At 51.5% G+C, this 21,755-nt stretch carries 22 protein-coding genes and 1 tRNA gene; 13 read left to right on the top strand and 10 right to left on the bottom strand.

The features are described 5' to 3' along the window. Positions 1-35: 35 nt before the first annotated feature. Positions 36-1,178 (top strand): tRNA guanosine(34) transglycosylase Tgt, encoded by a 1,143-nt coding sequence (gene tgt / locus ACSYSY_RS00900; protein ID WP_491708192.1) that lies wholly within the window; start codon positions 36-38, stop codon positions 1,176-1,178. Here tgt and ACSYSY_RS00895 read toward each other — a convergent pair. Both ACSYSY_RS00895 and ACSYSY_RS00890 read right to left on the bottom strand, forming a co-directional pair. Next, the gene (locus tag ACSYSY_RS00895) at positions 1,167-2,387 is read right to left on the bottom strand and encodes an MFS transporter (RefSeq protein WP_491707459.1); all 1,221 of its coding nucleotides are present in this window, start codon (positions 2,385-2,387) and stop codon (positions 1,167-1,169) included. The two genes, tgt and ACSYSY_RS00895, sit on opposite strands and share 12 nt — an antisense overlap. Beyond that, positions 2,384-2,590, bottom strand: a complete 207-nt coding sequence (locus ACSYSY_RS00890) for a hypothetical protein (protein ID WP_491707458.1) — start codon at positions 2,588-2,590, stop codon at positions 2,384-2,386. Before ACSYSY_RS00890 ends, ACSYSY_RS00895 begins: the two co-directional genes overlap by 4 nt. A gap of 100 nt (positions 2,591-2,690) precedes the next feature. On the opposite strand from ACSYSY_RS00890, the gene ACSYSY_RS00885 reads away from it, so the two are divergent. Beyond that, positions 2,691-3,788 (top strand): alpha/beta hydrolase, encoded by a 1,098-nt coding sequence (locus ACSYSY_RS00885; protein WP_491707457.1) that lies wholly within the window; start codon positions 2,691-2,693, stop codon positions 3,786-3,788. A 10-nt stretch (positions 3,789-3,798) separates the two neighbouring features. Next, positions 3,799-4,698, top strand: a complete 900-nt coding sequence (locus tag ACSYSY_RS00880) for a LysR family transcriptional regulator (RefSeq protein WP_491707456.1) — start codon at positions 3,799-3,801, stop codon at positions 4,696-4,698. On the opposite strand, the gene ACSYSY_RS00875 is transcribed toward ACSYSY_RS00880, so the two are convergent. The 4 genes from ACSYSY_RS00875 to ACSYSY_RS00860 all read right to left on the bottom strand — a co-directional run bounded on the left by ACSYSY_RS00875 (position 4,695) and on the right by ACSYSY_RS00860 (position 8,815). Next, positions 4,695-5,807, bottom strand: coding sequence for a purine nucleoside permease (locus ACSYSY_RS00875; RefSeq protein WP_491707455.1), 1,113 nt, complete (start codon positions 5,805-5,807; stop codon positions 4,695-4,697). The genes ACSYSY_RS00880 and ACSYSY_RS00875 overlap by 4 nt on opposite strands. Before the next feature lie 70 nt (positions 5,808-5,877). Continuing rightward, positions 5,878-6,597: a hypothetical protein gene (locus ACSYSY_RS00870; RefSeq protein ID WP_491707454.1), complete on the bottom strand. Its 720-nt coding sequence runs from the start codon at positions 6,595-6,597 to the stop codon at positions 5,878-5,880. Positions 6,598-6,945: 348 nt separating this feature from the next. Continuing rightward, on the bottom strand, positions 6,946-7,227 hold the full coding sequence (locus tag ACSYSY_RS00865) for a type II toxin-antitoxin system HicB family antitoxin (RefSeq protein WP_491707453.1): 282 nt from the start codon (positions 7,225-7,227) through the stop codon (positions 6,946-6,948). Positions 7,228-7,285: 58 nt separating this feature from the next. Further along, complete coding sequence (locus tag ACSYSY_RS00860; protein ID WP_491707452.1) at positions 7,286-8,815, bottom strand: adenosine deaminase; 1,530 nt, start codon at positions 8,813-8,815, stop codon at positions 7,286-7,288. A 102-nt stretch (positions 8,816-8,917) separates the two neighbouring features. On the opposite strand from ACSYSY_RS00860, the gene queG reads away from it, so the two are divergent. The 3 genes from queG to ACSYSY_RS00845 all read left to right on the top strand — a co-directional run bounded on the left by queG (position 8,918) and on the right by ACSYSY_RS00845 (position 11,129). Beyond that, positions 8,918-9,991, top strand: a complete 1,074-nt coding sequence (queG, locus tag ACSYSY_RS00855) for a tRNA epoxyqueuosine(34) reductase QueG (protein ID WP_491708191.1) — start codon at positions 8,918-8,920, stop codon at positions 9,989-9,991. After that, entirely contained in the window at positions 9,988-10,233 is a 246-nt protein-coding gene (locus tag ACSYSY_RS00850; protein ID WP_491707451.1) for a ribbon-helix-helix domain-containing protein, read from the top strand. The genes queG and ACSYSY_RS00850 overlap by 4 nt, the downstream gene beginning before the upstream one ends. Before the next feature lie 62 nt (positions 10,234-10,295). After that, the gene (locus ACSYSY_RS00845) at positions 10,296-11,129 is read left to right on the top strand and encodes a TerB family tellurite resistance protein (protein WP_491707450.1); all 834 of its coding nucleotides are present in this window, start codon (positions 10,296-10,298) and stop codon (positions 11,127-11,129) included. Between the two features lie 32 nt (positions 11,130-11,161). Here ACSYSY_RS00845 and ACSYSY_RS00840 read toward each other — a convergent pair whose 3' ends face one another. Continuing rightward, positions 11,162-12,745, bottom strand: coding sequence for a Do family serine endopeptidase (locus ACSYSY_RS00840; RefSeq protein ID WP_491707449.1), 1,584 nt, complete (start codon positions 12,743-12,745; stop codon positions 11,162-11,164). Between the two features lie 103 nt (positions 12,746-12,848). On the opposite strand from ACSYSY_RS00840, the gene ACSYSY_RS00835 reads away from it, so the two are divergent. The 3 genes from ACSYSY_RS00835 (at position 12,849) to ACSYSY_RS00825 (ending at position 14,803) form a co-directional block, all read left to right on the top strand. Then, on the top strand, positions 12,849-13,928 hold the full coding sequence (locus ACSYSY_RS00835; protein ID WP_491707448.1) for an Mrp/NBP35 family ATP-binding protein: 1,080 nt from the start codon (positions 12,849-12,851) through the stop codon (positions 13,926-13,928). Beyond that, on the top strand, positions 13,925-14,629 hold the full coding sequence (locus ACSYSY_RS00830; protein WP_491707447.1) for a hypothetical protein: 705 nt from the start codon (positions 13,925-13,927) through the stop codon (positions 14,627-14,629). The genes ACSYSY_RS00835 and ACSYSY_RS00830 overlap by 4 nt, the downstream gene beginning before the upstream one ends. Before the next feature lie 99 nt (positions 14,630-14,728). Next, positions 14,729-14,803 (top strand) — tRNA-Thr (locus tag ACSYSY_RS00825). A gap of 143 nt (positions 14,804-14,946) precedes the next feature. Here ACSYSY_RS00825 and ACSYSY_RS00820 read toward each other — a convergent pair. Then, on the bottom strand, positions 14,947-15,333 hold the full coding sequence (locus ACSYSY_RS00820) for a type II toxin-antitoxin system HicB family antitoxin (RefSeq protein ID WP_491707446.1): 387 nt from the start codon (positions 15,331-15,333) through the stop codon (positions 14,947-14,949). Then, positions 15,330-15,518 (bottom strand): type II toxin-antitoxin system HicA family toxin, encoded by a 189-nt coding sequence (locus ACSYSY_RS00815; protein WP_491707445.1) that lies wholly within the window; start codon positions 15,516-15,518, stop codon positions 15,330-15,332. The genes ACSYSY_RS00820 and ACSYSY_RS00815 overlap by 4 nt, the downstream gene beginning before the upstream one ends. A gap of 156 nt (positions 15,519-15,674) precedes the next feature. Between ACSYSY_RS00815 and ACSYSY_RS00810 the strand changes: the two genes are divergently transcribed. The 4 genes from ACSYSY_RS00810 (at position 15,675) to ACSYSY_RS00795 (ending at position 20,164) form a co-directional block, all read left to right on the top strand. Then, entirely contained in the window at positions 15,675-15,908 is a 234-nt protein-coding gene (locus tag ACSYSY_RS00810) for a superinfection immunity protein (RefSeq protein WP_491707444.1), read from the top strand. A 341-nt stretch (positions 15,909-16,249) separates the two neighbouring features. After that, positions 16,250-17,035: a gluconate 2-dehydrogenase subunit 3 family protein gene (locus tag ACSYSY_RS00805; protein ID WP_491707443.1), complete on the top strand. Its 786-nt coding sequence runs from the start codon at positions 16,250-16,252 to the stop codon at positions 17,033-17,035. Positions 17,036-17,072: 37 nt separating this feature from the next. After that, positions 17,073-18,845, top strand: coding sequence for a GMC family oxidoreductase (locus ACSYSY_RS00800; protein WP_491707442.1), 1,773 nt, complete (start codon positions 17,073-17,075; stop codon positions 18,843-18,845). Between the two features lie 11 nt (positions 18,846-18,856). Then, on the top strand, positions 18,857-20,164 hold the full coding sequence (locus tag ACSYSY_RS00795) for a c-type cytochrome (RefSeq protein WP_491707441.1): 1,308 nt from the start codon (positions 18,857-18,859) through the stop codon (positions 20,162-20,164). A 50-nt stretch (positions 20,165-20,214) separates the two neighbouring features. On the opposite strand, the gene ACSYSY_RS00790 is transcribed toward ACSYSY_RS00795, so the two are convergent. Continuing rightward, entirely contained in the window at positions 20,215-21,579 is a 1,365-nt protein-coding gene (locus ACSYSY_RS00790) for a purine-cytosine permease family protein (RefSeq protein ID WP_491707440.1), read from the bottom strand. Positions 21,580-21,755: the final 176 nt, after the last annotated feature.

Genomic DNA, 21,755 nt, shown 5'->3' with positions numbered 1-21,755 from the left:
TCACCCCCGCTCCTGACTATACACCCAGCGATAAAATGCACTGGCAGGAGGAGGCCCGTTGCGGCAAGGCACGCGCCGGTTTCCTTCATACGCGCCACGGCACAGTCCCGACACCGACCTTCATGCCTGTTGGCACGGTCGGCACGGTCAAGGGAATGACCACAGATGCCGTTCGCTCAACGGGAGCGGGCATTATTCTGGGCAATACCTATCACCTCATGTTGCGCCCGACGGCAGAGCGCGTTCAGAGGCTGGGTGGATTGCACCGCATGATGGACTGGCCCGGCCCGATCCTCACAGATTCCGGCGGGTTTCAGGTCATGTCCCTGGGGCCTCTGCGCCAGATGGATGAAGATGGCGTGACGTTCCGCTCCCATATTGATGGCAGCAAGCACCGCCTTACGCCTGAAAGCTCGACCGACATTCAGTTCAAGCTGGATGCCACCATTACCATGGCCTTTGATGAATGCCCTGCCCTGCCCGCGACCAAAGAAACGCTGGAGACCTCCATGCAGCGTTCCATGCGCTGGGCAGCCCGCTCACGTGAGGCCTTTACGGCACGCCCGGGCTATGGGCAATTCGGTATTGTGCAGGGCGGCACAGAAGAGGACCTTCGTAAATATTCCGCCAAGGCTCTGCGTGACATCGGCTTTGAAGGCTACGCCATTGGTGGTCTGGCCGTTGGGGAAGGTCAGGAACTCATGTTCTCAACCCTGGATTATACAGTCCCCGAACTGCCAGAAAACCAACCCCGCTACCTTATGGGCGTCGGCACACCGGATGACCTCCTTGGAGCTGTCATGCGCGGATGTGACATGTTTGACTGCGTCATGCCCTCACGCGCCGGACGTACGGCACGCGCCTATACCGAACGTGGCACGATGAATATGCGCAATGCCCGTTTTGCTGACGATACGCGCCCGATCAGCCCTGAAGATGACAGCCCCCTGGCGGGCCGTTACTCACGGGCCTATATCCACCATCTTTTCCGCTCCAATGAAATGCTCGGCCCTATACTGCTGACATGGCACAATCTTGCCTATTATCAGAGGCTTATGCGCCAGATCAGGGCCGCCATTCTTGATGGCACCCTCCCTGAACTGGCCGTAACCCTGCGCGAAAACTGGGCTAAAGGGGATTGGAGCGAGGACGAATTTCCGAAACCTTCATTTATTTGAAGGTTTCGCGCTCGTAACGAAGCGTGACGTCACAAAGGCCAGAAGGGCTGCCAAGATGAGAAGAAGGCCGCTTGCCGAAAAGGTCCATTGATAACCGCTATGGTCAAATAAGTAACCTCCTGCAATAGCACCGATTGTAATAGTGCATTGGATGATAGCGACCATCAGTCCCCCTCCCAGCTCTACATTTCTGGGCAGGGAGCGTGCGAGCCACGTCCACCATGTGACAGGCGCGGCAGTTGACGCCAGGCCCCATAAAAGAAGCAATAGGACGGTCAGTAACAGGTTTCCCCCGCCAGCCACCAGTGAGAATGCGATCACCATCATTAAAATGGGAATCAGAACCAAGACACTGTAAAGATAGGCTTCCAGGAAGAAGCCGACAAGAAGTGTCCCGACCAACCCTGCACAGCCAATCCCAAAGAAAGTCGCTGATAAGCCGGCTGGCCCCACATGCGTCACCTGTTCAAGAAAGGGACGGATATAGGTAAAGAGAGTAAACCTCCCCATAAAAAAGATACCGACCGACACCATACCCAAAGCAATCAGCGGATCGCGTAAAATCCTGACAACATCGCCCAGTTTGGGTTGCGTTTCAGCCTGCATGGGAGGGAGGCTGATCCATTGCCATATAAGAACAATCACTGCGACTGGAACAACGCAGAAAAAAGCACCCCGCCAACCAATGACGGCGCCTAAAAAACTGCCAACAGGGGGCGCAACGACAACGGCCAGCGCATTCCCGGCATTAAAAATCGCCAGAGCTTTTGAGACCTTTGCTTTTGGCACAAGGCGCATGGCCGTCGCGGCTGAAATTGACCAGAAACCGCCTATGACAATGCCGATCAGGGCCCGCCCCACCATAAAAAGAATGTAATTGGGAGCCAGGGCAACACCTATCCCGGACAGAATCATAAGGGCCGTCAGCGCAAGAAGGAGTATTTTACGGTCAAGCTTGCCTGTCAGAGAGGAAATAAACAGGCTCGTAACGACCGCAAACGCCCCTGAAACTGAAATAGCCTGTCCGGCCTGACCTTCATGCACGTGAAGGTCAGCAGCAATTGGCGTCAGGAGGCTGACCGGCAAAAACTCCGAAGAAATAAGGGCAAAAATACATAAAGACATAGCGAAGACGCCGCTCCAATGAGCCTGTTCCTTTACGGCGTTATTGGTCTTTTCAGCAGATTGCACGGATAAATCCTGATTCACGTCAGCTCCCATAGAATGGCTATAATAGAGTTACGGCGCAGAAGACTTGCCCCTCTTCTCCAGGCAGGGCACAGACATAAAGGATGCATACAATAAAAACCAGAAGCCCCGGCTCGCATGTGGTTATGAATATCATTCATGAATGGATCGTGACCAAGGCGGTTTTTCCATAAAATATGGCAATAGAGAACGTTATCATTCATGAAATAAAATCATGACTTCATCTCTATAAAGCCCTCTAATCAATCATCATCCATCCCACTAGAATAAAGGCAGAACAGTCTGTGACAGGAAGATGTAAAGATGGCGGAACACTCACCATTGAAAGCAGATTTTAAGGCTCGTCGCCGTCATTTCCTTAAAGGAGTCAGTGCCGGCATTACGGCTCTGACGGTTTTCCTGTCTTTTCACCGTTCCACCCTTTTTTCAGCAAAGGCGCACACAATGTCTGACTCATGGGATAAAACATTTCCTCAAAACCCGGACGTAACGCACCAGAAAGTCACTTTTAAAAACCGCTATGGCATAACCCTCAAAGGCGATCTTTATGTGCCGAAAGCGGATGCCGGGAAAAAATTACCGGGTCTGGTCGTGTGTGGCCCTTTTGGTGCGGTCAAGGAACAGGCCTCAGGTCTCTACGCCCAGACTATGGCCGCACGCGGGTTTACAACGCTCGCTTTTGATCCCTCCTATACAGGCGAAAGCGGGGGTGAACCCCGCAATGTTGCCTCAGCTGATATCAATACAGAAGATTGCAGTGCCGCAGTGGATTATCTGGGGCTTCTTCCCATTGTGAATAGAGAGCAGATCGGCATTATCGGCATATGTGGCTGGGGTGGCATCGCCCTGAATGCAGCCGCTGTTGATAAACGCATCAAGGCTGTTGTCACGAGCACCATGTATGATATGAGCCGCCTGATGTCCAAAGGCTATAATGACCGTGTGACACCGCAGCAACGCACCGAAACACTCGAAGTCTTGAGCCTTCAGCGCTGGCAGGATGCCGCACAAGGGGCCCCTGCCTACCAGCCGCCTTATAATGAACTGCATGGCGGTGAGCCACAATTCATGATTGATTATCATGATTATTACATGACGCCGCGTGGCTTTCATAAACGCTCTGTAAATTCCGGCAATGCCTGGACGAAAACAACGCCCTTCTCTTTCATGAACTTCCCTCTTATGACCTATATAAAAGAGATTTCACCACGCCCCATTCTGTTCATTCACGGAGAAAAGGCTCATTCGCTTTATTTCAGCAAAACAGCTTATGAAAATGCCGCCGAACCCAAGGAACTGCTCATCATTCCGGGTGCCAACCATACAGACCTTTATGACAAAACAGAGATCATTCCCTTTGAGAGGATCGCTACATTCTTTCATGACCATCTTCACGCCTGAAGCACGCTGAATGGTGCGTCCCAATATCAATGATCTGCTGGCTTTCCTCGCTGTGGCGCGGACACGCAGCTTTACAAAGGCGGCGGCGCAGTCTGGTATTTCGCAATCGGCCCTCAGCCACACGATGCGCCGCCTTGAAGAACGGCTCGGTTTGCGCCTGCTGACGCGCACAACCAGAGCCGTTGCCCTGACAGAGGCCGGGGAAAGATTTCTTGCCCGGATAGGACCGCATTTCGAACAGATTGATCTTGAAATTGACGCCCTGAATGAATTGCGTGAAAAACCGGCCGGAATGATCCGCATTAATGCCCCTGATTATGCGATCAGCCATATTCTCGTGCCGAAACTTGAAAAATTCCTGCTGGATTATCCCGATATCAAAATTGAGCTTTTTCTTGATAATAGTCTGTCAGACATTGTCACGGACCGTTTTGATGCCGGCGTCCGTATGGGAGAGCAGCTTGCCAAAGATATGATCTCTGTCCGGATCGGGCCGGATATCCGTTTTACCGTTATTGGCACACACGCCTATTTTGCCCGGAACCCTCCCCCGGCCACCCCTCATGACCTGACCGGCCATGAATGCATCAATTGCCGCTTTTCGGCCTCCGGAGCTCTTTATGCGTGGGAATTTGAGAAAGAGAAGCGTGAGATCAAGGTCCACGTGGATGGCCAGCTTGTCTTTAATAACATCAACCTCATTTTAGACGCAGCCCTTGCAGGGAAAGGCCTGGCCTACGTCCCTGAAGAGCTCGCCCTGCCCCATATCAAAGAGGGCAGGCTTCAGCCTGTGCTCCAGGAATGGTTCCCCTATTGGGACGGCTATTATCTCTACTACCCCAGCCGCCGCCAATCTTCACCCGCTTTTCGGGCCCTTGTGAAGGCCCTTCGCTACAAAGAGCCTCCCTAGGGGGTGGGAAGTGTGTTTTTATAGCGGTCCCAGTGGGTGGCAAGGTCTCTGACAACAGGGCTGGCCACGTCATAGGCGGCCTGTGTAGCCAGTTTCAGCCCGACAAAGCTCTCTTCATGTGCTTCTTCAGCCAGCATGGATGCCGGGTTTTCACCGGAAGGCGGCCTATCAAAATTACTGGCTGTGCGTAGCACAAGGACGCGGTCTGTACGCACGCGGCCCACTTTTTCCTGATAGCTCAGAGCCTGACAGAGGGCGATTTCCTCCATCGCGGTGGTTGCCATTGCCCCCTTCCCATCTGTCCAGTAACGCACCCAGCGTTCCGCCCAGTCATTCATGCGGGCTCCCAGCCAGAATGTCTCTGACGTAATGGTATCGCCCAAAATGACCTCCGGCTTTGCCATGGCTTTGGGGAAATCATGATAGCGATCGCGCTTAGCCTGAGCCTCTGCACTATCAGGGAGTGGAATGGATTTCGTTTTCTGATACGCCCAGTTCACAAGCTGCGGATTTAACGCGTAAACCATATCAGCTGCGATGGAATGAACAGGCGGTCTTGGCTGCTCGTAAGGTTTTGACCCTTGCACAGGGGTAAAGCCATCCTGCCAGTCTGAAGGAATTTCCCGTGAATCAATGAGGTGTGCCGCGCCCCCATTCACGGTATAACGTGCCCAGGCGGCCGTGCCGATGGTGCCTGCACGCGGGTTGATCCCCGCAATTCCAGCCAGAACAAAATAAGCATGGGTTAGATCAAAACGTGGGTCAGAGGCTAGAGCCGTGATAGAGGCGGCGATCCGCGTTGGCCCTTCACCACCGACAATCCCTAAAACATGGAGCTCGGGGTTATAACGATAAACGCCATGATAGGTTGCGGGTGCCGGGATTGTCTCCCTTAAAGGCAGCTTCTCAACCCAGTTCTGAAACTCACCGGCAATGTCGCCCTCATCTTTCCCGATTTCAAAGGCTGTTACCACAACCACGCGGACTTCGATCGGCTTTGTCTTCTCGGCATTTCTGCCAGAAGCAGCATCGGACACGCCGGTCAGCCCCATAAACAAGGTTGTGGCTGCCAGCATCGTTCCTAAAAAACGGGAAACTCTTCTCATCATTTTTTCTTCACATCAGGTCGTATCATTAACTTCCAGTTTGTAAGGGAAAAAGGAGCAGAGAACCATTTTTTTATGGTGTTTTGGGACTTTCAGTCTTCCTATCCCGATAGCCCTGCCCTGTCAGCCATTGATCAGAAATTGTGTACGTCTTCCTGCAGATTTCCCTAACATCTCCACTCCCATTGGCCTTTCCGCTCAATGAGTAAAACGCTACGAAAGAACCATCCTTCTCATTTCGGATGTAATGAAGCTCAAATACATAAAGCTCCTGATCGATCGTCCCATATAAGAGGTCATTTGATACATAGAGAGATCCACCATCAAATAAAGGCCTTAGACCAAGGCCACCAACCGAACCAGCTATATGCGCTATTTTCCCATCATAATAGGCAATATAATCTGTTAAAAAATCCCCGGTCCCCTGAACATCAGAAATCAGGTAACGTTCAGGGCCTATTTTCTTTAATTCTGGCCCTATGCCATACTCACCATTCGTCAGAGATACCAGATAATCGTCCTTCGAAATTTTTTCATATTGACCATTTTTGTCATATACAAAATTCCCGGACTTCAGATTATCCAGAATGTTATGGTAGCCTTCATCATCAGGAGAAAAGACCTTATCGCTTAGACTCTCATCTTTCCAATGAGGAATATCTTTCCTGATCCGGGGATCATCATTGAACAATGACCTCAAACGGTCGAGAGAACAATAATCTCCGGCCTCTGCCGTTACATTAAACACAAAAGCACAGAACGTCATAAATAACAGAATGTTATATTTTAACATGACCTCTACTTACGTCAGTCACAGATAAGAGGGAAAATACAAAGGAACTATAAAATTCCGGTTAAAATTCATGGAGGAGGGTGCTTCCCATAAGATATCCCTACTCTTTCAACCATTGATTGGAAATCATATAGGACCTATGCCTTAAATCCATAACACTGGGCCCTGAAGGAAAATCCTTCTCTATCTGGGAATTTCCTCCAAAAAAAGCCTCTTAAACGATCCATAGAGCACTGATCTTCTGCAGAGGCATGTAAAGGATGCATTTATAATGAGACGATCAATAAAATATAACCAGATATTATGTCTGGTTATACTTTAAAGAGATCACCCATTATCAAGATCATTTCATTGAAGTCTTATCCCGCAATAAAGCGCCGAAACGGCCACTTCAAACGCCAGGGCCTCCCGGTAAGCCCGATTGGTCATAATTTCAGCACAGGATGAAGGGCTGGGGATTATGGCGCCGTCAGCTTTCATAATACTGAGATGGTTCATAAGAACCTCACGGGCCATTCGCTTGGCACCCGCAATCGTGGAGCCCGCGGTCATACATCCGGGAAAATCCGGGAACATAACATGATAGACCCTGTTCTCGTCCTCACTGAGGAGTGCGATATAATCAATCATAGATCACTTTTCCTGCGATTATGCCCCCATTACCGGAAAGCAATACCATTTTAGTCCCTTAACGTGTCAGAACTATGTTCCCAGGCATGTCAGAAGCGAATTTTTTTAAGGAAACTTCCAGCTGCCATTCCAGCCTTGCTTTGGTATTTTTCTGAAGATATGCCGCACAAACCCGGCCTGGTGAGGCCGTTACAGCTTCTGTAACGCAGGGTTTTACCTTTTGGCCGAAGTGACCATTCACCCATAGAGAATGCCCCTCAAGAAAGGACTGTTCCAGCGAATTGCGTGATAATGTCACAAGGTCTGTATAGGATAAGTGATAACGACTGGCTGCCAGAACATATTGTTCACTTAAATCTGAACGGAAAATCCCTGCATTATCACTTGTCAGCACGACAGGCACATGAGCACGTTGAAATAAGGTGAAAGGATGATCCTGCCCTTTTACGTCTGTTAACCATTCATTACGGGTTATATTCAATTCCAGAGTAACCGGACGTTTGGCCATACGCTCAAGCAGGGCGGCTGAATTCTCTTCATATGAAATATCAAGTCCCTGTGCGATCCGGCTGGCACCCGCATCCTCTACGGCAGAACGCATATGGAAAGATAGATTTTCGGGAGGGGTAAGACGGGGTGTCAGCTCACCCGCAGGCAAAGCCAGTTTCACATCCTTGTACATAGTGTTGAGGAAACGAAACATATCCATGTGCAGGGCATAATCTGCGGCTGCTTCAGGGGCGTCCTCAGGGGCGGTCAGTGTCACACCCACAAAGAGCGGATTATTCCTTGCGAGGAGATAACCCATTTCCAGTTCGGTAAAAACCACCAGGGGAGACGCGTTGCGTGGTGCCTGGGAGAGATAGCGTATTTCAATCCTGCAGGCGCGGTCCTCGTTTTTTTCACCACAATGCAGAAGCGCCCGCGCCTTGTCCTGCATGGCTGTGACCTCATGCTGCACCTTATGGGTGAGATCAGGCAGAGCCTTCAGCAGATCTTCATGCACGTGCGGCAGGTCAGAGGCCTCAGCAAGTCTGGGCTTGCCAGCGACCGTAACATTGGCACTGACGGACGGTGTTAGCACAAATTCGATATAGCTGACCTGATTACGGGCGGCTTCTTTCATGGCCTCGGCCAGAAGCTCCCCCTGATGGGTCCGCTCAACAGCGGAAAAACGCTCAAATGTGCCAAAAAAATGATCATGGGCGGAGCGATCGCCAACCGTTGGCACAAAATCACGAAGCGAAAGAGCGGCGATCAGGTGGCTCCAGCTCGTAAGATCCTTGGGAAGAAGGGAAGCTGGCTGCTCATTATGGGTGGCAACGCCGCAAGGAGAGGGCAGGATTTTCCCCATATTGAGAGAGACGCAGAGGTTATCTTTCGCCGCCCACTGCAATAATGTCTCGGCATAGACTGAGCCATCCAGCTGGTTACGCAGGTCCCCTCCCTTGGGGAAATTCTGCATGAAAATCCTTAAAAGCTGGGGATCCTGCCTGATATGATCATAAAGCTGGTCTATCGTCCGGGCCGTTTCACCAGCGCGCGCAGAAGCCAGGGAGCCAATGACGCCCAGCAGGCATAGGGCCATCAGCACCCTATTGAACGTTTTGATAAGCAGATATTGCAATTTCGTTCCGATCCACGCAAAGACTAACAGCAAGAGGCCTGTTTCTAACAAAGGAGAGACGTTCTGTCTCACAAACTCCGCACGATTGAAGAAAAAATTGAGGCCCATGCCCGTGAGCTGGGGTTTGACGCCATCGGCTTTTGCGAAGCCTCTCTTGATCCCGGCATTGAAGCAGGATTGCGCGCTTTTGTCGCCTGCAATTATCACGGCACCATGACATGGATGGAAGAGCGTATCGAGCAGCGGGCCCAGCCCCGGAAATTATGGTCCGACGTAAAAACGGTCATTTCCCTCGGCCTCTCCTATGCCCCACCCGGTAACGCCCTGGCAGGGCTTGAGCAGAAAGAGTGCGGCAATATTTCTGTTTACGCCCGCAACCGTGACTATCACGACGTTATGAAAGGCATGCTCAAACAACTTGCTCAATTCGTGGTCAAATATGGCGGGGCGGGAACGCAGGTCAAAGTGTTTGTCGATACAGCGCCTGTTTCAGAACGTGACCTTGCTGAAAAAGCGCATCTGGGCTGGCGCGGAAAGCATGGATGTCTTGTCTCGCGCACGCATGGTTCATGGCTCTTTCTAGGAGAAATCTTCACAAATCTTTCCCTCACCCCCTCTCTTCCAAAAGGCGGGAAGTGCGGATCCTGCACGCGCTGTCTGGACTCATGTCCTACGCAGGCTTTTCTGGCCCCCGGACAGATGGACGCCCGAAAATGCATCTCCTATCTGACCATTGAATATAAAGGCTCTATCCCCGTTGAGCTGCGCCCTGCCCTGGGTAACCGCATCTATGGCTGCGATGATTGCGTGGCAGTCTGTCCCTGGAACAGCTTTGCCCAGACAGCCCAGACCCTTAAATTCCATGCCAGAAGCGAAAATATTGCCCCGCCCCTTGCTGAGCTGGCAGCTCTTGATGATGCTGCTTTCCGGCAACGTTTTTCCGGCTCACCCATTAAGCGCATCGGGCGTGACAGCTTTATCCGCAATGTCCTGATCGCCATTGGCAACTCGGGAGATCAATCGCTCCGTCCTGAAGCGCTGCGCTTAACACAGGATTGTAATCCCATCATTTCTGAAACCGCTTTATGGGCCCTTGAGCAGCTTGAGCTTCAGAAAAACCCGAAAGGATCCTTATGAGCGGGCTTGTCAAACGGAGTATCACGCTCAGCCGCCACCGCACCTCCATCGCCCTTGAAAGAGAGTTCTGGGACCTTCTTGAAAAAATGGCACGACGCAGCAATCTTTCACTCGCCGCTCTGGTCATAAGCATTGATTCACGCCGTGACCCAGAGACGGGCCTTGCCTCCTCCCTCAGGATCGCAGTTTTAAAGGATCTATTGACGCAGCTCGCTGCGCCTGCGCAAAATGACCAGGGTTAACCACTCTTTTATAAAAGGCATTTCACCCTATTATTGAAGATCAGTAGAGCAAGAGTGACTTTATGGCCGTATGGGGAAAATTATTTGGATGCACAGCGGGTCTCTTTACAGGGGGCCCCGTAGGAGCTGTCATGGGGCTCGCTCTGGGGCACCTGGCCGATAAAAAGAGGCTTCTGAACCCGCCAACGGGGACGTGGGGCGATCATTTCAGAAGCAACGGCTCTCCCGATCCTGATAATGCTGTCATGTTCACAGCGGCCAAAATGGCTTCTCTCATGGGCAAAAATGACCAGCTTTTCGGCCTTGCTGTTGTCGCACTGAGTGCCAAGCTGGCCAAAATTGATGGAACGGTTAACCGGACTGAAATTCGGGCCTTCCGTCATTGCTATCACTTCCCGGAAGATGCCCTTCATAATATCGGTCTGATTTTTGACCGCGCCCGCAACCGCACTGATGATTTTGAGCTCTATGCCCGGGAATTGGGGCGTGCCTATGCCAACAATCGTGCGCCACTGGAAGGGCTGTTAAGTTCGCTTTTCTATATTGCGCGCTCTGACCTTCCTCCCGGCGCCCCTCTTGATGAGCGGGAGCTGGATTATCTCAAACGCGTCCACAAGGCATTCGGCCTTTCTGAAAATGCCTGGAACCGTGCCGAAAGCGGCCACCCCAGAAGCGCCTCATCGGACACTCTTCCTGATCCATACCGTATTCTTGGCATAACCCAATCCGCCACAATTGAGGAAATCCGCCTTCGCTGGCGCGTTCTGATGCGGGAAAATCATCCTGACATTCTGGCCCAGCGGCCTATGACAGAGCAACAACGCCTTCAGGCACAGGAGCGTGTTGCCAAAATCAACGCCGCCTGGGACCAGATCAAGAGAGATCGCGGCTTGTAGAAGAACTCAAGCCGCGGGCGCAAAAGCGCGCTTTAATATGAATCGGTCCAATGGGCTAAAGGAAGAGGAAGCCATACCAGGCCCTCTTTATCCTGTATTAGAAACAGGACCTCTTTCTTTTTCAGATCCGCCACATTTTTAACAGCGCGGGCAAAAGCATCCGGTGTATTGACCTCTATTTCCCCGACCTGCTTGATCATCATCCCCTCTTTAACACCGCGCTGATCGGCAATGCTGTTTTTGATGACCTCGGTGATAAGGACCCCACGCTGACTGTCCGAAAGGGCATATTGCGTGCGCATATCGGAATCAATGACGCTGACCTTGATCCCCAGACTGGCCACGGTCCTGTTCATATGTTCCGGCAGGTGAACATCTGAGGGCAGAGGGTCATGTTCCTCTGGTGATTTTTCCAAAATAAGCGGCACTGTCTTACGCGTGCCACGGTGCCATATATCCAGTGAAACCGTTTCACCTGGCTGATGATCGGCAATAAGGCGCGGTAAAATCGTCCCTGTAATATCCTGCTGGTTTATTGCCAGGATCACATCACCAACAGCCAGTCCCGCTCTGGCAGCGGGGCCTTTTTCCTTTATCTCCGATAAAATGGCGCCTTTGGCGGGATTACCGTTCGAATCATAAATATCGAGATCCTCTGCCATGGAGCGGGTCAGATCCTGAAAGGAAATTCCCAGCCAGCCACGCTGCACAAACCCTTTCTGGCGAAGCTGCTCAATAATTCCCCGCGCATCATCTGAAGGAATGGCAAAGCCGATCCCGATCGAATCTCCCCCCGCGCCTCCATAAATCAGCGTGTTGATACCGATCACCTGCCCTTTGAGATTAAAGAGCGGCCCCCCGGAATTCCCTTTATTGATCGCAGCATCGGTCTGAATGAAATCATCATACAGACCATGTTCGACATTCCGTTTGCGCGAGGAAATAATCCCCGCTGTGACTGTCCCGCTCAGCCCGAAAGGGTTGCCAATCGCCAGCACGACATCGCCAATACGCGCCTGATCACTTTTCCCCAGTTCAACATGCGGCAAGGGGTGAGGCGATTTTACCTGTAGAACAGCCAGGTCAACCTTGCTGTCACGTCCGACAATTTTAGCTGGCAGTTCAGTCCCGTCATGCAATGTCACACTGACCTGATCGGCATTATCGATAACGTGATTATTCGTGACCACAATGCCTGACGGGTCAATGATAAAACCTGACCCCAGAGCCTGAACCTCCCGTTTAGGCGGTTCATCCTCTTTATGCTTCATATAATCATGAAGGAATTTATTCAGCGGGGAGCCCTTGGGCGAATTCGGGGTTTGAGGGCCATTGGGACTATTGGCGTCCGGGCCGTCAGATTTCTCGTCATCAGCGGGACGAATCACACGCGAGGCTGAAATATTCACCACCGCCGGCAAGAGCTGATCCACCAGATCAGCAAAGCCAATGCCCTGTCCTGCAAGCCCTTTTACCGCCGCTGAGGAATGTGGCAGAGCGGCAGGATTCTGCTCTCCAGCCTGACCCATAGCGGGAGACAGGAAACTTCCTGCCGCCAATAATGCCATGCAGGAAACAGGGAAACGGAACGGAAAATGAAAGGCATTTTTATCCATGTCCGAAACTCTACCTCATTCCTGAAGAAACGTCATCTCCCCCTTCTGTCGCTTTCTGATTTTCTCCTTTTCGTAAGGCGCACAACGTGAGAAACTCGCCCCCATGTCACATGATATCGATTCCATGATCGCCCTGATCGGGCAAAATTGCGCAGAATTTCTACGTAACCATGACCTTGCCGGTCGTTTCAGCCTTCAGGACGTTACCGTCAAAGAGGCCCGTGCCTTTCTCAGTCTTGAAACGAAGGTCAAAAACAACGCTTTTCTGGCAAAGCTTCAGCAGAATCTCTCCGCTTTTCTGAAAGAGAAAACCGGGCTGGATGCCGTGACATTATCCTTTATGACGTCTTCATCTCCTGAAAGCTCTCACCGCCCCCTTGGTGGCAAGGCAACGGCCGGGCCGACGGTTCCAGGTGTGAAGGCAGTTATTGCCATCGCTTCCGGCAAAGGGGGCGTCGGAAAATCGACAACAGCGCTCAATCTCGCCTGTGGACTGGCCTTGAACGGTCTGAAAACCGGCCTTCTTGATGCCGATATCTATGGCCCTTCCATCCCTGCCATGCTTGGTGCGTCCGTCAGGCCGGATGTTGTTGACGGCAAGATCATCCCTATCGAAAAATGGAATCTGAAAACCATGTCCATCGGCTATCTGGTCGATGAAAAACAGGCCCTGATCTGGCGTGGCCCGATGGTCATGGGCGCCATCAACCAGCTTCTTGATGACGTGGAATGGGGCGAGCTCGATGTGCTTGTGGTGGACCTGCCCCCCGGCACAGGGGATGCCCAGTTGACCCTTACCAAAAAACTTGGCGATAAGCTCGAAAAAGGAGGCGCCGTTATCGTCTCCACCCCACAGGATATCGCCCTGATGGATGCAAGACGGGGCATTACCCTTTTTGAACGCACGAACACGCCTATTCTGGGACTGATTGAAAATATGTCCTATTTCTGCTGCCCCCATTGTAAGGAACCGACCGCCATTTTCGGCCATGGGGGTGTGAAGAATGAGGCAGAAGCGCTGAATTTACCCTTTTTGGGAGAAATTCCACTTTCTGTTAATATCCGTCAGGGAGCAGACGGAGGTACCCCTCTTATCGTGACTGACCCTGAGAGCGAAGAAGCCAAAGCGTATCGTCATATCGCACAAAAACTTGCCCGGATGCTGGAAGCCAACCTTTTATGAAACTGTCTTTTGCTGCACCTGCCATAGGTTTTCTCCTCCTCACCGGGTGTGCTGCCCAAAAAGGGGTTCATCATCCCGGCTTGTCAGAAGATGGTTACGGCTATGTTAAAAATGGCCCGACTCTCCCCCCACCTAACGGGCTGGTCACCCATATGTCCCCGCAGGAAAGTCAGGCTCTTAAAGCAGCCGCTCATTCCACCCCTGTAACGCCTGTTCCCTTCATCCCTGGCGCAAACGCACTTCCGGCCCATAATATAACACCCGTTCCTATGGCACCGGTGACACCGGTTCAAGCGGCTCCACGCGCTGCTGCTCCTGTACCTGCTCCCGCTCTGTCTCATCCAATCCTGCCACAAAAACCCCGGGCACCGCTGCATAAAAAGACCGTCACTGCCAAACCCGCGCCAATAAAACCGGTCCCGACAAAACCGGCACCCATAAAACCCGTCCCCGCTGCACCACCGGCGCCGGTTAAATCTGTAGAACCCACACCCGCGAAACCAGCCCCTGTTCAGACAGCGCCGGTTACAACACCAACGCCCGTACCGCCTCCCCCGGCCAAGCCGGCTCCTCAGCCACCAGCTCCCATAAAAGCCGCTGTGAAACAGGCACCGGTTATTGATGATAACATCCTGCCGGATGGAGGTATTCTATCGGCCAACCCGTTACCCAAAGCGAAACATCGCAAACGCCATAAATAGCGTTTCAGCCGTTTTTTACCGGGGGAAATGATATATTTTTATAAAAATATGATTTTCCCCCTTGATTAATATTACCAGACGTGGCATTTCTCCGCCCGCGCCGGATTAGCACAGTGGTAGTGCAGCGGTTTTGTAAACCGAAGGCCGGGAGTTCGAATCTCTCATCCGGCACCATTCCCCCCAATATTTTATGATATTTCAGCATAGAACGCGTGAAATATATTCCAGGCCGGATATAAACGGATTAGAGCTCACTGGAGCCACCTGACCTGCCAAAGCAAGACGGCTTGCTCGCCCTGATTATGGACTGCTCTCCTTCACGTGCCTTGCTGATGTGCCAGCTTTTCCCGGGCCGCTTCTGCCAGAAAGGCGGAACGGTTGCGGTGCTTGCCGATGGCCTCCAGAACAGAACGGGGCAAGGTCACATTGACCCTGACAGAAGGATCATAGTCCTCCGGTGAAACTTCAAAGGCGAAGGTACCGTGATTGTTCGGATCTTTCATCACTTCATCGTAGGAGGAGGGTGCTGGGATCATGTCACCATCTTCCCGCATCAGGGAGATATGCCCAGCCAGGGCCTCCATCGCCATGCGCCGGGCTTCCTCCACTGTAGACCCCGCCGTGACACAACCGGGAAAGTCGGGAAAATGAACCCCGTAATCACTGTCCGGATCCTTGCTCATGATAGCGATATAACGGGTCATGTCAGTTTAATTCCTGCCTGTTTTTCTATGGATTTCATGACGAGACGGCTGAGGTCCTTCTTTGGATGCGTCACGGTCACTTTCCCCGGTTTGGTAGGGTGTTTGAAGTGCCAGTGATCTCCCGTCGTCTTGACGTGATACCATCCGTCCTCTTGCAGCCTCTTAATAGCTTCCCGGCTTTTCATGTGTATTGGATACACATAAAGTCCTGCTGTGTCAATAATGCCCTATCCCATATCGCTGCCCTGCTATATGCCTGCAATATGAGAGACTATGCGCTAAAACCTTCCTTAATCATTTCCCTGTTATCATGTTCCTGACATCAGCCGGGAGGGTTTATTATGATCGAAGGGTACACCCAACATGATTTTCATATCATTACGCTTCCGGCCTCATTATTGGGACTGCTGATCTATTTTCTCCCGACACTGATTGTTTTTGGCCGTCAGGTGGAAAATAAGGCGGGCGTCATTTTACTCAATCTCTTTTTAGGCTGGACAGTCGTCGGCTGGTTTATTGCCCTTGTCATGGCCCTTTCACTCCAGACGAAAAGCCAGTCCGCCAGAACACGATGAGGACAAGTCAGTAAGATGAAAGTTTTTTATATCGACTTCATAATATTATAAAACTATTACTTGAAATATTATTTAATTTACTTATTAAAATACAAATCACGATTCAGATAGCATCATTCTTTCTACATTCATAAAATAAATTTTAATAACAGTCATCACAATTTCGTATTCACTTGATTGTTATCTTTCTGATTATTGTCATTCTATTTTTACAAGCGCAGAAATACCCACATAATCTCTCAGGAAAACAAAGAACCTGTCGCCTTTCGCTCTGAAGATAGGGCAGGCAGAGCGCACTCTTGAGACATTTTTTTAAATTATGTTCTTTTTATGGCGGTATTATGCGCAACACTTCTCATTCATCGGGCCATGACCCGGCCAGAATGCAACGGCGCTCATTTTTGAAAGCAGGGCTTGTCCTGGTTGCTTCAGCGACTGTCGCCACAATCCTGCGTCCGGCAGGCGCGCTTGCGAATGTGCTGATGGGGGGCACCAAATGGGCCCCTCGGGATCTGCAACCTCCCAAACCGGTTGATCCTTCAAAACGCGTTTATTTTACTGAAGAGGAAGCCCGTCAGGTTGCGGCAATTTTTGACCGTCTGATACCAGCTGACGAGCTTGGCCCCTCCGCCTCTGAAGCGGGATGTGTCGTCTTTACAGATTATCAGCTCGCCGGCCCGTGGGGAAATGCTGATTACCGCTATAAAAATGGTCCTTATCTGAAAGGCACGCCCGAGCAGGGTTATCAGTCCGCCCTCACCCCGGCCCAGCTCTATCGCCTGGGCCTGAAAGATATGGACGAGTGTTGCCAGAAAAAATACGGCAAAAATTTCCAGTCCCTCTCCCCTCAGGAACAGGATCTCTGTCTGGAGGATATGGAAGCGGGCAAATGCGATTTCGCTCACGTTTCTTCTGCTGACTTCTTTGCCCAGCTTCTGGCCAATGCGCAGGAAGGATATTTCGCAGACCCCATTTATGGCGGCAATAAAGACATGGCTGGCTGGAGAATGATCAATTTCCCCGGAGCCCGTTATGACTACCGCGATGTTGTTCATATGAAGGGAAAGCCCATTATCCTTGAGCCTGTCAGTATCGCCCAGAAATTCACTTCCTCCCAGCCTGCCTGACCCCTGACCTTTATCAAGAGACATAAGGACTTTCCATATGGATTATAAAAGACCCAAAGCGGATGTCGCTATTATCGGGCTCGGTTGGTCAGGCTCGCTTATGGCTGAGGAACTGACACGTGCCGGGCTGAATGTCGTTGCGATCAATCGCGGCCCGTGGGAAACAACAAGCCAGAACTTTCCCCCTTCCATCGTCGCTGATGAATTGCGCTTCGGGGTAAGAAAAGGCGCCCTTCAGACACCCGCAACCGAAGCCTATACCTTCCGTAATACAGGTGAACAGGTGGCCCTGCCCGGGCGCGAATGGAGCACATGGCAGCTGGGCAATACAGTGGGGGGCGCTGGAAAACACTGGGCTGTCAATTCATGGCGCTTCAATCCTTCCGACTTCGAAATGGAAACACGCGTTAAGACCCGTTATAAAGACATGAAGCTGGCAGACGGGCTGATTGTGCAGGATTGGGGTGTGAAATATGACGACCTCGAACCCTATTATGACCGTTTTGAAAAAATTGCCGGTATTGCCGGGAATGCCGGTGTCCTGAACAATGTTGTCCAGAAAGGGGGGAACCCTTTTGAAGGATCACGCAAAAACCCTTACCCCACCCCGCCTCTGGTCCGCTCTCACTGGAATGATATTTTCCATAAAACCACTGAAAGCATGGGATATCATCCCTTCCCTATTCCTGCCGGGACCATAGGCGCCCCTTACCGCAATGCCCTGGGTATTGAGCTCGCTCCCTGCACCTATTGTGGGTATTGCGGTTTTTATGGATGTGGGAATTATTCCAAATCCAGCCCCAATATCTGCGTTATTCCCGCTCTCATGGAACGGAAAAACTTCACCCTTCTGACAGAATGTACCGCTCTCAAGGTTGAAAAAGCCAGTGACGGGAAAACGGCCAGAGGCGTTACGTTCCGCGATAGTGATGGCAATATCGGGTTTCAGCCTGCTGATATTGTCGTTATTGCCGCCTATCAGCTTGATAATGTGCGTCTGCTGCTTCTTTCTGAAATCGGCACGCCTTATAATCCCAAAACAGGTGAAGGCACGCTGGGCCGCGCCTATAACTGGCAGACCATGTCAATGGGCTTTCTGTATTTTGAAAATGAATACATGAATTCCTTTATTTCAACAGGGGCTCTCTCAACACAGATTGATGATTTCAACGGCGATAATTTCGATCATTCCGGGCTGGGCTTTATAGGCGGGGCCGGCATACAGGCAATCTCCGATCAGGGTACCCCTCTGGCCATGCTGGACCGCGTTCCGCCTGGCACAAAGAAATGGGGATCTGAATGGAAAAAAGCCTTCAAACATTCTTATAGCAATTACGGAAAAATCCAGGGACAGGGCACATCATACTCCCATATCGGGTCCTATCTCGACCTCGACCCCACCTATAAGGATGCAAACGGCCAGCCTCTTTTACGCGTGACATTCGATTATAATGAAAATGACCGCCTCATGGCCCGCTTTATCCAGCAAAAGATAGAAGAAATCTGCCGTAAGACCGGTGCGAAATCCTGGATGACAGAAGCATTCCCCGATAAACCGAGCGACCCGTTCCGCCCTTATAATAGCGGGCATACAATTGGCGGGGCCGTTATGGGACTGGACCCAAAAACGTCCGTTCTGAACCGCTACCAACAACATTGGGATATGCATAATCTCTTCGTCGTTGGAGCGTCTTCCTACCCCAATAATGCCGGCTATAACCCGACTGAAACGCTTGGCGCCCTCACACTCTGGACGGCCCGCGCCATTATCGACACCTACCAGCATAATCCTGGCCCTCTGGTCGGTTAAGGGAGAAATTTATGTCCAGTGGATTGAAAAAAGGGCTCATCGGGGGTGGCATTGCCATAGTGGCCGCATTGGGGATTGCAACGGGTTATATCGAACTGAAATTGCACCCATCATCTCCTTTACAGGAGGATCATAGTTCGGGAGACGCTTTAAAGGCGAAGATCGAACGCGGTCATTATATCGCCCTCGCCTCGGATTGTGAGGCCTGCCATACGCAGCCCGGGCACGCCCCCTATAGTGGTGGCTTCGCCCTGCACACACCTTTTGGAACGATCGTTACCTCCAACATCACCTCTGATAAAGAAACCGGTATCGGGAACTGGACGGAAAAGCAGTTTGACGCTGCGGTCCGTCATGGGGTGGGCAAACCCGGTTTCCTCTATCCGGCCATGCCTTATAATGCCTACGCCAAACTGAGCGATCAGGATGTCAGCGATTTATGGGCTTATATAAAACAGCTGCCCGCCACCCCTCACCGTGTGCAAACCAATCACCTTCCCTTCCCCTATAATCAGAGAATTCTTCTGGCAGGATGGAATTTCCTTTTCTTCAAGGAAGGGACTTTCAAACCTGACACGCAGAAAAGTGCTGAATGGAATCGCGGTGCCTATCTTGTAGAGGGCGCAGGACATTGTGCCACCTGCCATACTGGGAAAAACAACCTCGGTGGCAATGTGCGGGAAGCCTTTGGAGGCGCTACACTGCAAAACTGGCATGCCTCTGATATCACACCCAATAAAACCATCGGGATTGGTGCCCTCAGCGACGCACAGCTTTTCAGCTACCTCAAAACCGGAACAAACGAGCTTTCTGTTGCGTCCGGCCCGATGGGAGAGGCTGTTGAAAAGTCCCTCCAATATCTGACGGAAAATGACATCAAGGCGATTATAACCTACCTCAGATCCCTCCCGGCAAGCCCTTACCAGGCTCCAGCGCCTTTGCCTGCTTCTGATCCGCTTATGCAGCGGGGCAAAAAAGCTTATGAGGCTGTGTGCGAAGCCTGTCATATTTCCAACGGGGCGGGTGTTCCCAATATGATCCCGGCCTTTGCTCATAATCCCATCATCAACGCACCGGATCCTTCATCTCTGATCCATAGTGTGCTGACTGGCGTTATGGGGCCGCAGACGGCTGGAAACCCCACAGGTGCAGGAATGCCACGTTTTGACTGGACGATGTCTGATGACGATATTGCGGCTGTTCTGAGCTATATCCGCAACCAGTGGGGAAATGCTGCCCCCCCTGTCACAGCCCAGGCTGTTGCCACCATGAGGCAGGAAGTGAAAGCCAGACCCTGGCTTCATCCGGAAGGAAAGTAACCTTCCCCCCCTTTATACAGAAAGCCCCTTCTTTCGAAGGGGCTTTTTCTTTAGAGAGGCGATGATTTTTTTGTCTGAAAACCCGACAAAGCCGCATATAGAAGCGTCGTTATAACAAGGCCGGCTAGCCATGAAATATCAACACCCCCCATTCTGGAAGCCAGAGAGCCGGTAAAAAATTCTGTTTTCAGAAAAGGCAGTTCCACCAGCACGCCAATCACATAGCAGAAAGCAGCCCGGTAATTGACGAGACCATAACGGCCACCAGAGGGTTTAAAGAAATCATCAACCTCATAATGACCTTTTTTGAGAATATAGTAATCATAGAGGTTAATGGCCGTCCAGGGCACAAGCACAGCCAGCAGGAAATCAAGAAAGGCTGTATAAGACTGTAAAAAGGTCTTTGACATGCCAAGCCCTATGAACAGGGCAATGACCAGAATCAGCGTTGTGACTGTTACGCGGGAGAAACGTCCCAAAGACCGTCTGGCATAAAATGTCTGGATAAAAGTGAGGCAACATAAGCCCCCGCAATAAACGCTCATCGCGCTTCCCAGAGGAATGGCCAGGGCCAGAACCCAGACGACAGCGCGCCCGACAGGCCCTGCCAGATGAATAATCGCCTGGGAGGGAGAAAGATCAGGCCATAAAATGACAAGCAGGCTCCCCAGCATCATGGGCAGGATCGCCCCAAGAACCGTGCCGCCATAACAGGCCCAGAAGGTTTTTTCCCCCGATGAGGCCGTTAAAGGCAGGTAACGCGATGAATCAGAGACGTAGGGGGCATAGGCGATCTGCCATAAGGCTGAGACTGAAACAGCGCCCAGAATGCCGGAGACCGAACCATGCATGTCTGTCAGCAGAGACCAGGAGAGAGCGTGAAGCCCACAGGCAATGGCATAAAGAACGGCCGTTGCTGAAAGCCAGCTGGCAATTTTCGAACAGAGGTGAATAACCTTATAGCCCAGCACACAGGGGATAAAGGTCAAAAAAGCAATCAGGAGAATGCAGTTCGTCCCCCCCAGAGAGGGCATGATATGGGAAAGGGCCTCCCCCCCCACCACGCAATTGGACGCTGCAAAGCCGATATACATGACGATCACAAGCCCGATGACCGGCACGGAGCCATAAAGGCCGAACTGCCCCCGGCTCTGCACCATCTGGGGCACGCCGAGTCTTGGCCCCTGCGCTGCGTGAAGGGCCATAAAAATCGCCCCGATCATATTACCGACCACCAGTGCAATCAGCGACCAGAGAAATGACAGCTTGAAAACAACCGGCCCCAACGCCCCGGTCACAACAGTAAGAAGCGTCATATTGGCGCTGAACCAGACCGGAAACAGATCTGACGCCTTGCCAAAGCGCTGGGAAAGCGGAATTGGGTAGATTGTGTGGTGTTCAAAGCTCTGTGTCATAAGCCGTGCTTTCCCACATTTACTGCCAGAAGAGAAGGGTTATTCCACCCATTTTGTAAAAAGAATTCACAGAAGAGATGTCATCGCTCCCCGTCGTAAAGAGAAATCCACTTTATTTACTTTCCGTAACGGTCAGCCCTGCCCTTCTTCCTACGTTACTCAAGAAAAAATGATCT

The organism is Aristophania sp. ESL1100, assembly GCF_058511235.1.
The sequence above is the reverse complement of the archived record's forward strand: the minus strand, read 5'-3'. Positions and strand labels throughout refer to the sequence as shown.

What these genes read in the sequence shown, in the direction of transcription:
- ACSYSY_RS00835 (WP_491707448.1), top strand. Translation starts at nt 12,849, where the DNA reads ATGTCACATGATATCGATTCCATGATCGCCCTGATCGGGCAAAATTGC.
- ACSYSY_RS00865 (WP_491707453.1), bottom strand. Translation starts at nt 7,227, where the DNA reads ATGATTGATTATATCGCACTCCTCAGTGAGGACGAGAACAGGGTCTAT.
- ACSYSY_RS00860 (WP_491707452.1), bottom strand. Translation starts at nt 8,815, where the DNA reads ATGGCCCTATGCCTGCTGGGCGTCATTGGCTCCCTGGCTTCTGCGCGC.
- tgt (WP_491708192.1), top strand. Translation starts at nt 36, where the DNA reads ATGCACTGGCAGGAGGAGGCCCGTTGCGGCAAGGCACGCGCCGGTTTC.
- ACSYSY_RS00830 (WP_491707447.1), top strand. Translation starts at nt 13,925, where the DNA reads ATGAAACTGTCTTTTGCTGCACCTGCCATAGGTTTTCTCCTCCTCACC.
- ACSYSY_RS00885 (WP_491707457.1), top strand. Translation starts at nt 2,691, where the DNA reads ATGGCGGAACACTCACCATTGAAAGCAGATTTTAAGGCTCGTCGCCGT.
- ACSYSY_RS00810 (WP_491707444.1), top strand. Translation starts at nt 15,675, where the DNA reads ATGATCGAAGGGTACACCCAACATGATTTTCATATCATTACGCTTCCG.
- ACSYSY_RS00840 (WP_491707449.1), bottom strand. Translation starts at nt 12,745, where the DNA reads ATGGATAAAAATGCCTTTCATTTTCCGTTCCGTTTCCCTGTTTCCTGC.
- ACSYSY_RS00820 (WP_491707446.1), bottom strand. Translation starts at nt 15,333, where the DNA reads ATGACCCGTTATATCGCTATCATGAGCAAGGATCCGGACAGTGATTAC.
- ACSYSY_RS00800 (WP_491707442.1), top strand. Translation starts at nt 17,073, where the DNA reads ATGGATTATAAAAGACCCAAAGCGGATGTCGCTATTATCGGGCTCGGT.
- ACSYSY_RS00790 (WP_491707440.1), bottom strand. Translation starts at nt 21,579, where the DNA reads ATGACACAGAGCTTTGAACACCACACAATCTACCCAATTCCGCTTTCC.
- ACSYSY_RS00890 (WP_491707458.1), bottom strand. Translation starts at nt 2,590, where the DNA reads ATGAATGATAACGTTCTCTATTGCCATATTTTATGGAAAAACCGCCTT.
- ACSYSY_RS00850 (WP_491707451.1), top strand. Translation starts at nt 9,988, where the DNA reads ATGAGCGGGCTTGTCAAACGGAGTATCACGCTCAGCCGCCACCGCACC.
- ACSYSY_RS00795 (WP_491707441.1), top strand. Translation starts at nt 18,857, where the DNA reads ATGTCCAGTGGATTGAAAAAAGGGCTCATCGGGGGTGGCATTGCCATA.
- ACSYSY_RS00870 (WP_491707454.1), bottom strand. Translation starts at nt 6,597, where the DNA reads ATGTTAAAATATAACATTCTGTTATTTATGACGTTCTGTGCTTTTGTG.
- ACSYSY_RS00845 (WP_491707450.1), top strand. Translation starts at nt 10,296, where the DNA reads ATGGCCGTATGGGGAAAATTATTTGGATGCACAGCGGGTCTCTTTACA.
- ACSYSY_RS00815 (WP_491707445.1), bottom strand. Translation starts at nt 15,518, where the DNA reads ATGAAAAGCCGGGAAGCTATTAAGAGGCTGCAAGAGGACGGATGGTAT.
- ACSYSY_RS00880 (WP_491707456.1), top strand. Translation starts at nt 3,799, where the DNA reads ATGGTGCGTCCCAATATCAATGATCTGCTGGCTTTCCTCGCTGTGGCG.
- ACSYSY_RS00805 (WP_491707443.1), top strand. Translation starts at nt 16,250, where the DNA reads ATGCGCAACACTTCTCATTCATCGGGCCATGACCCGGCCAGAATGCAA.
- ACSYSY_RS00875 (WP_491707455.1), bottom strand. Translation starts at nt 5,807, where the DNA reads ATGATGAGAAGAGTTTCCCGTTTTTTAGGAACGATGCTGGCAGCCACA.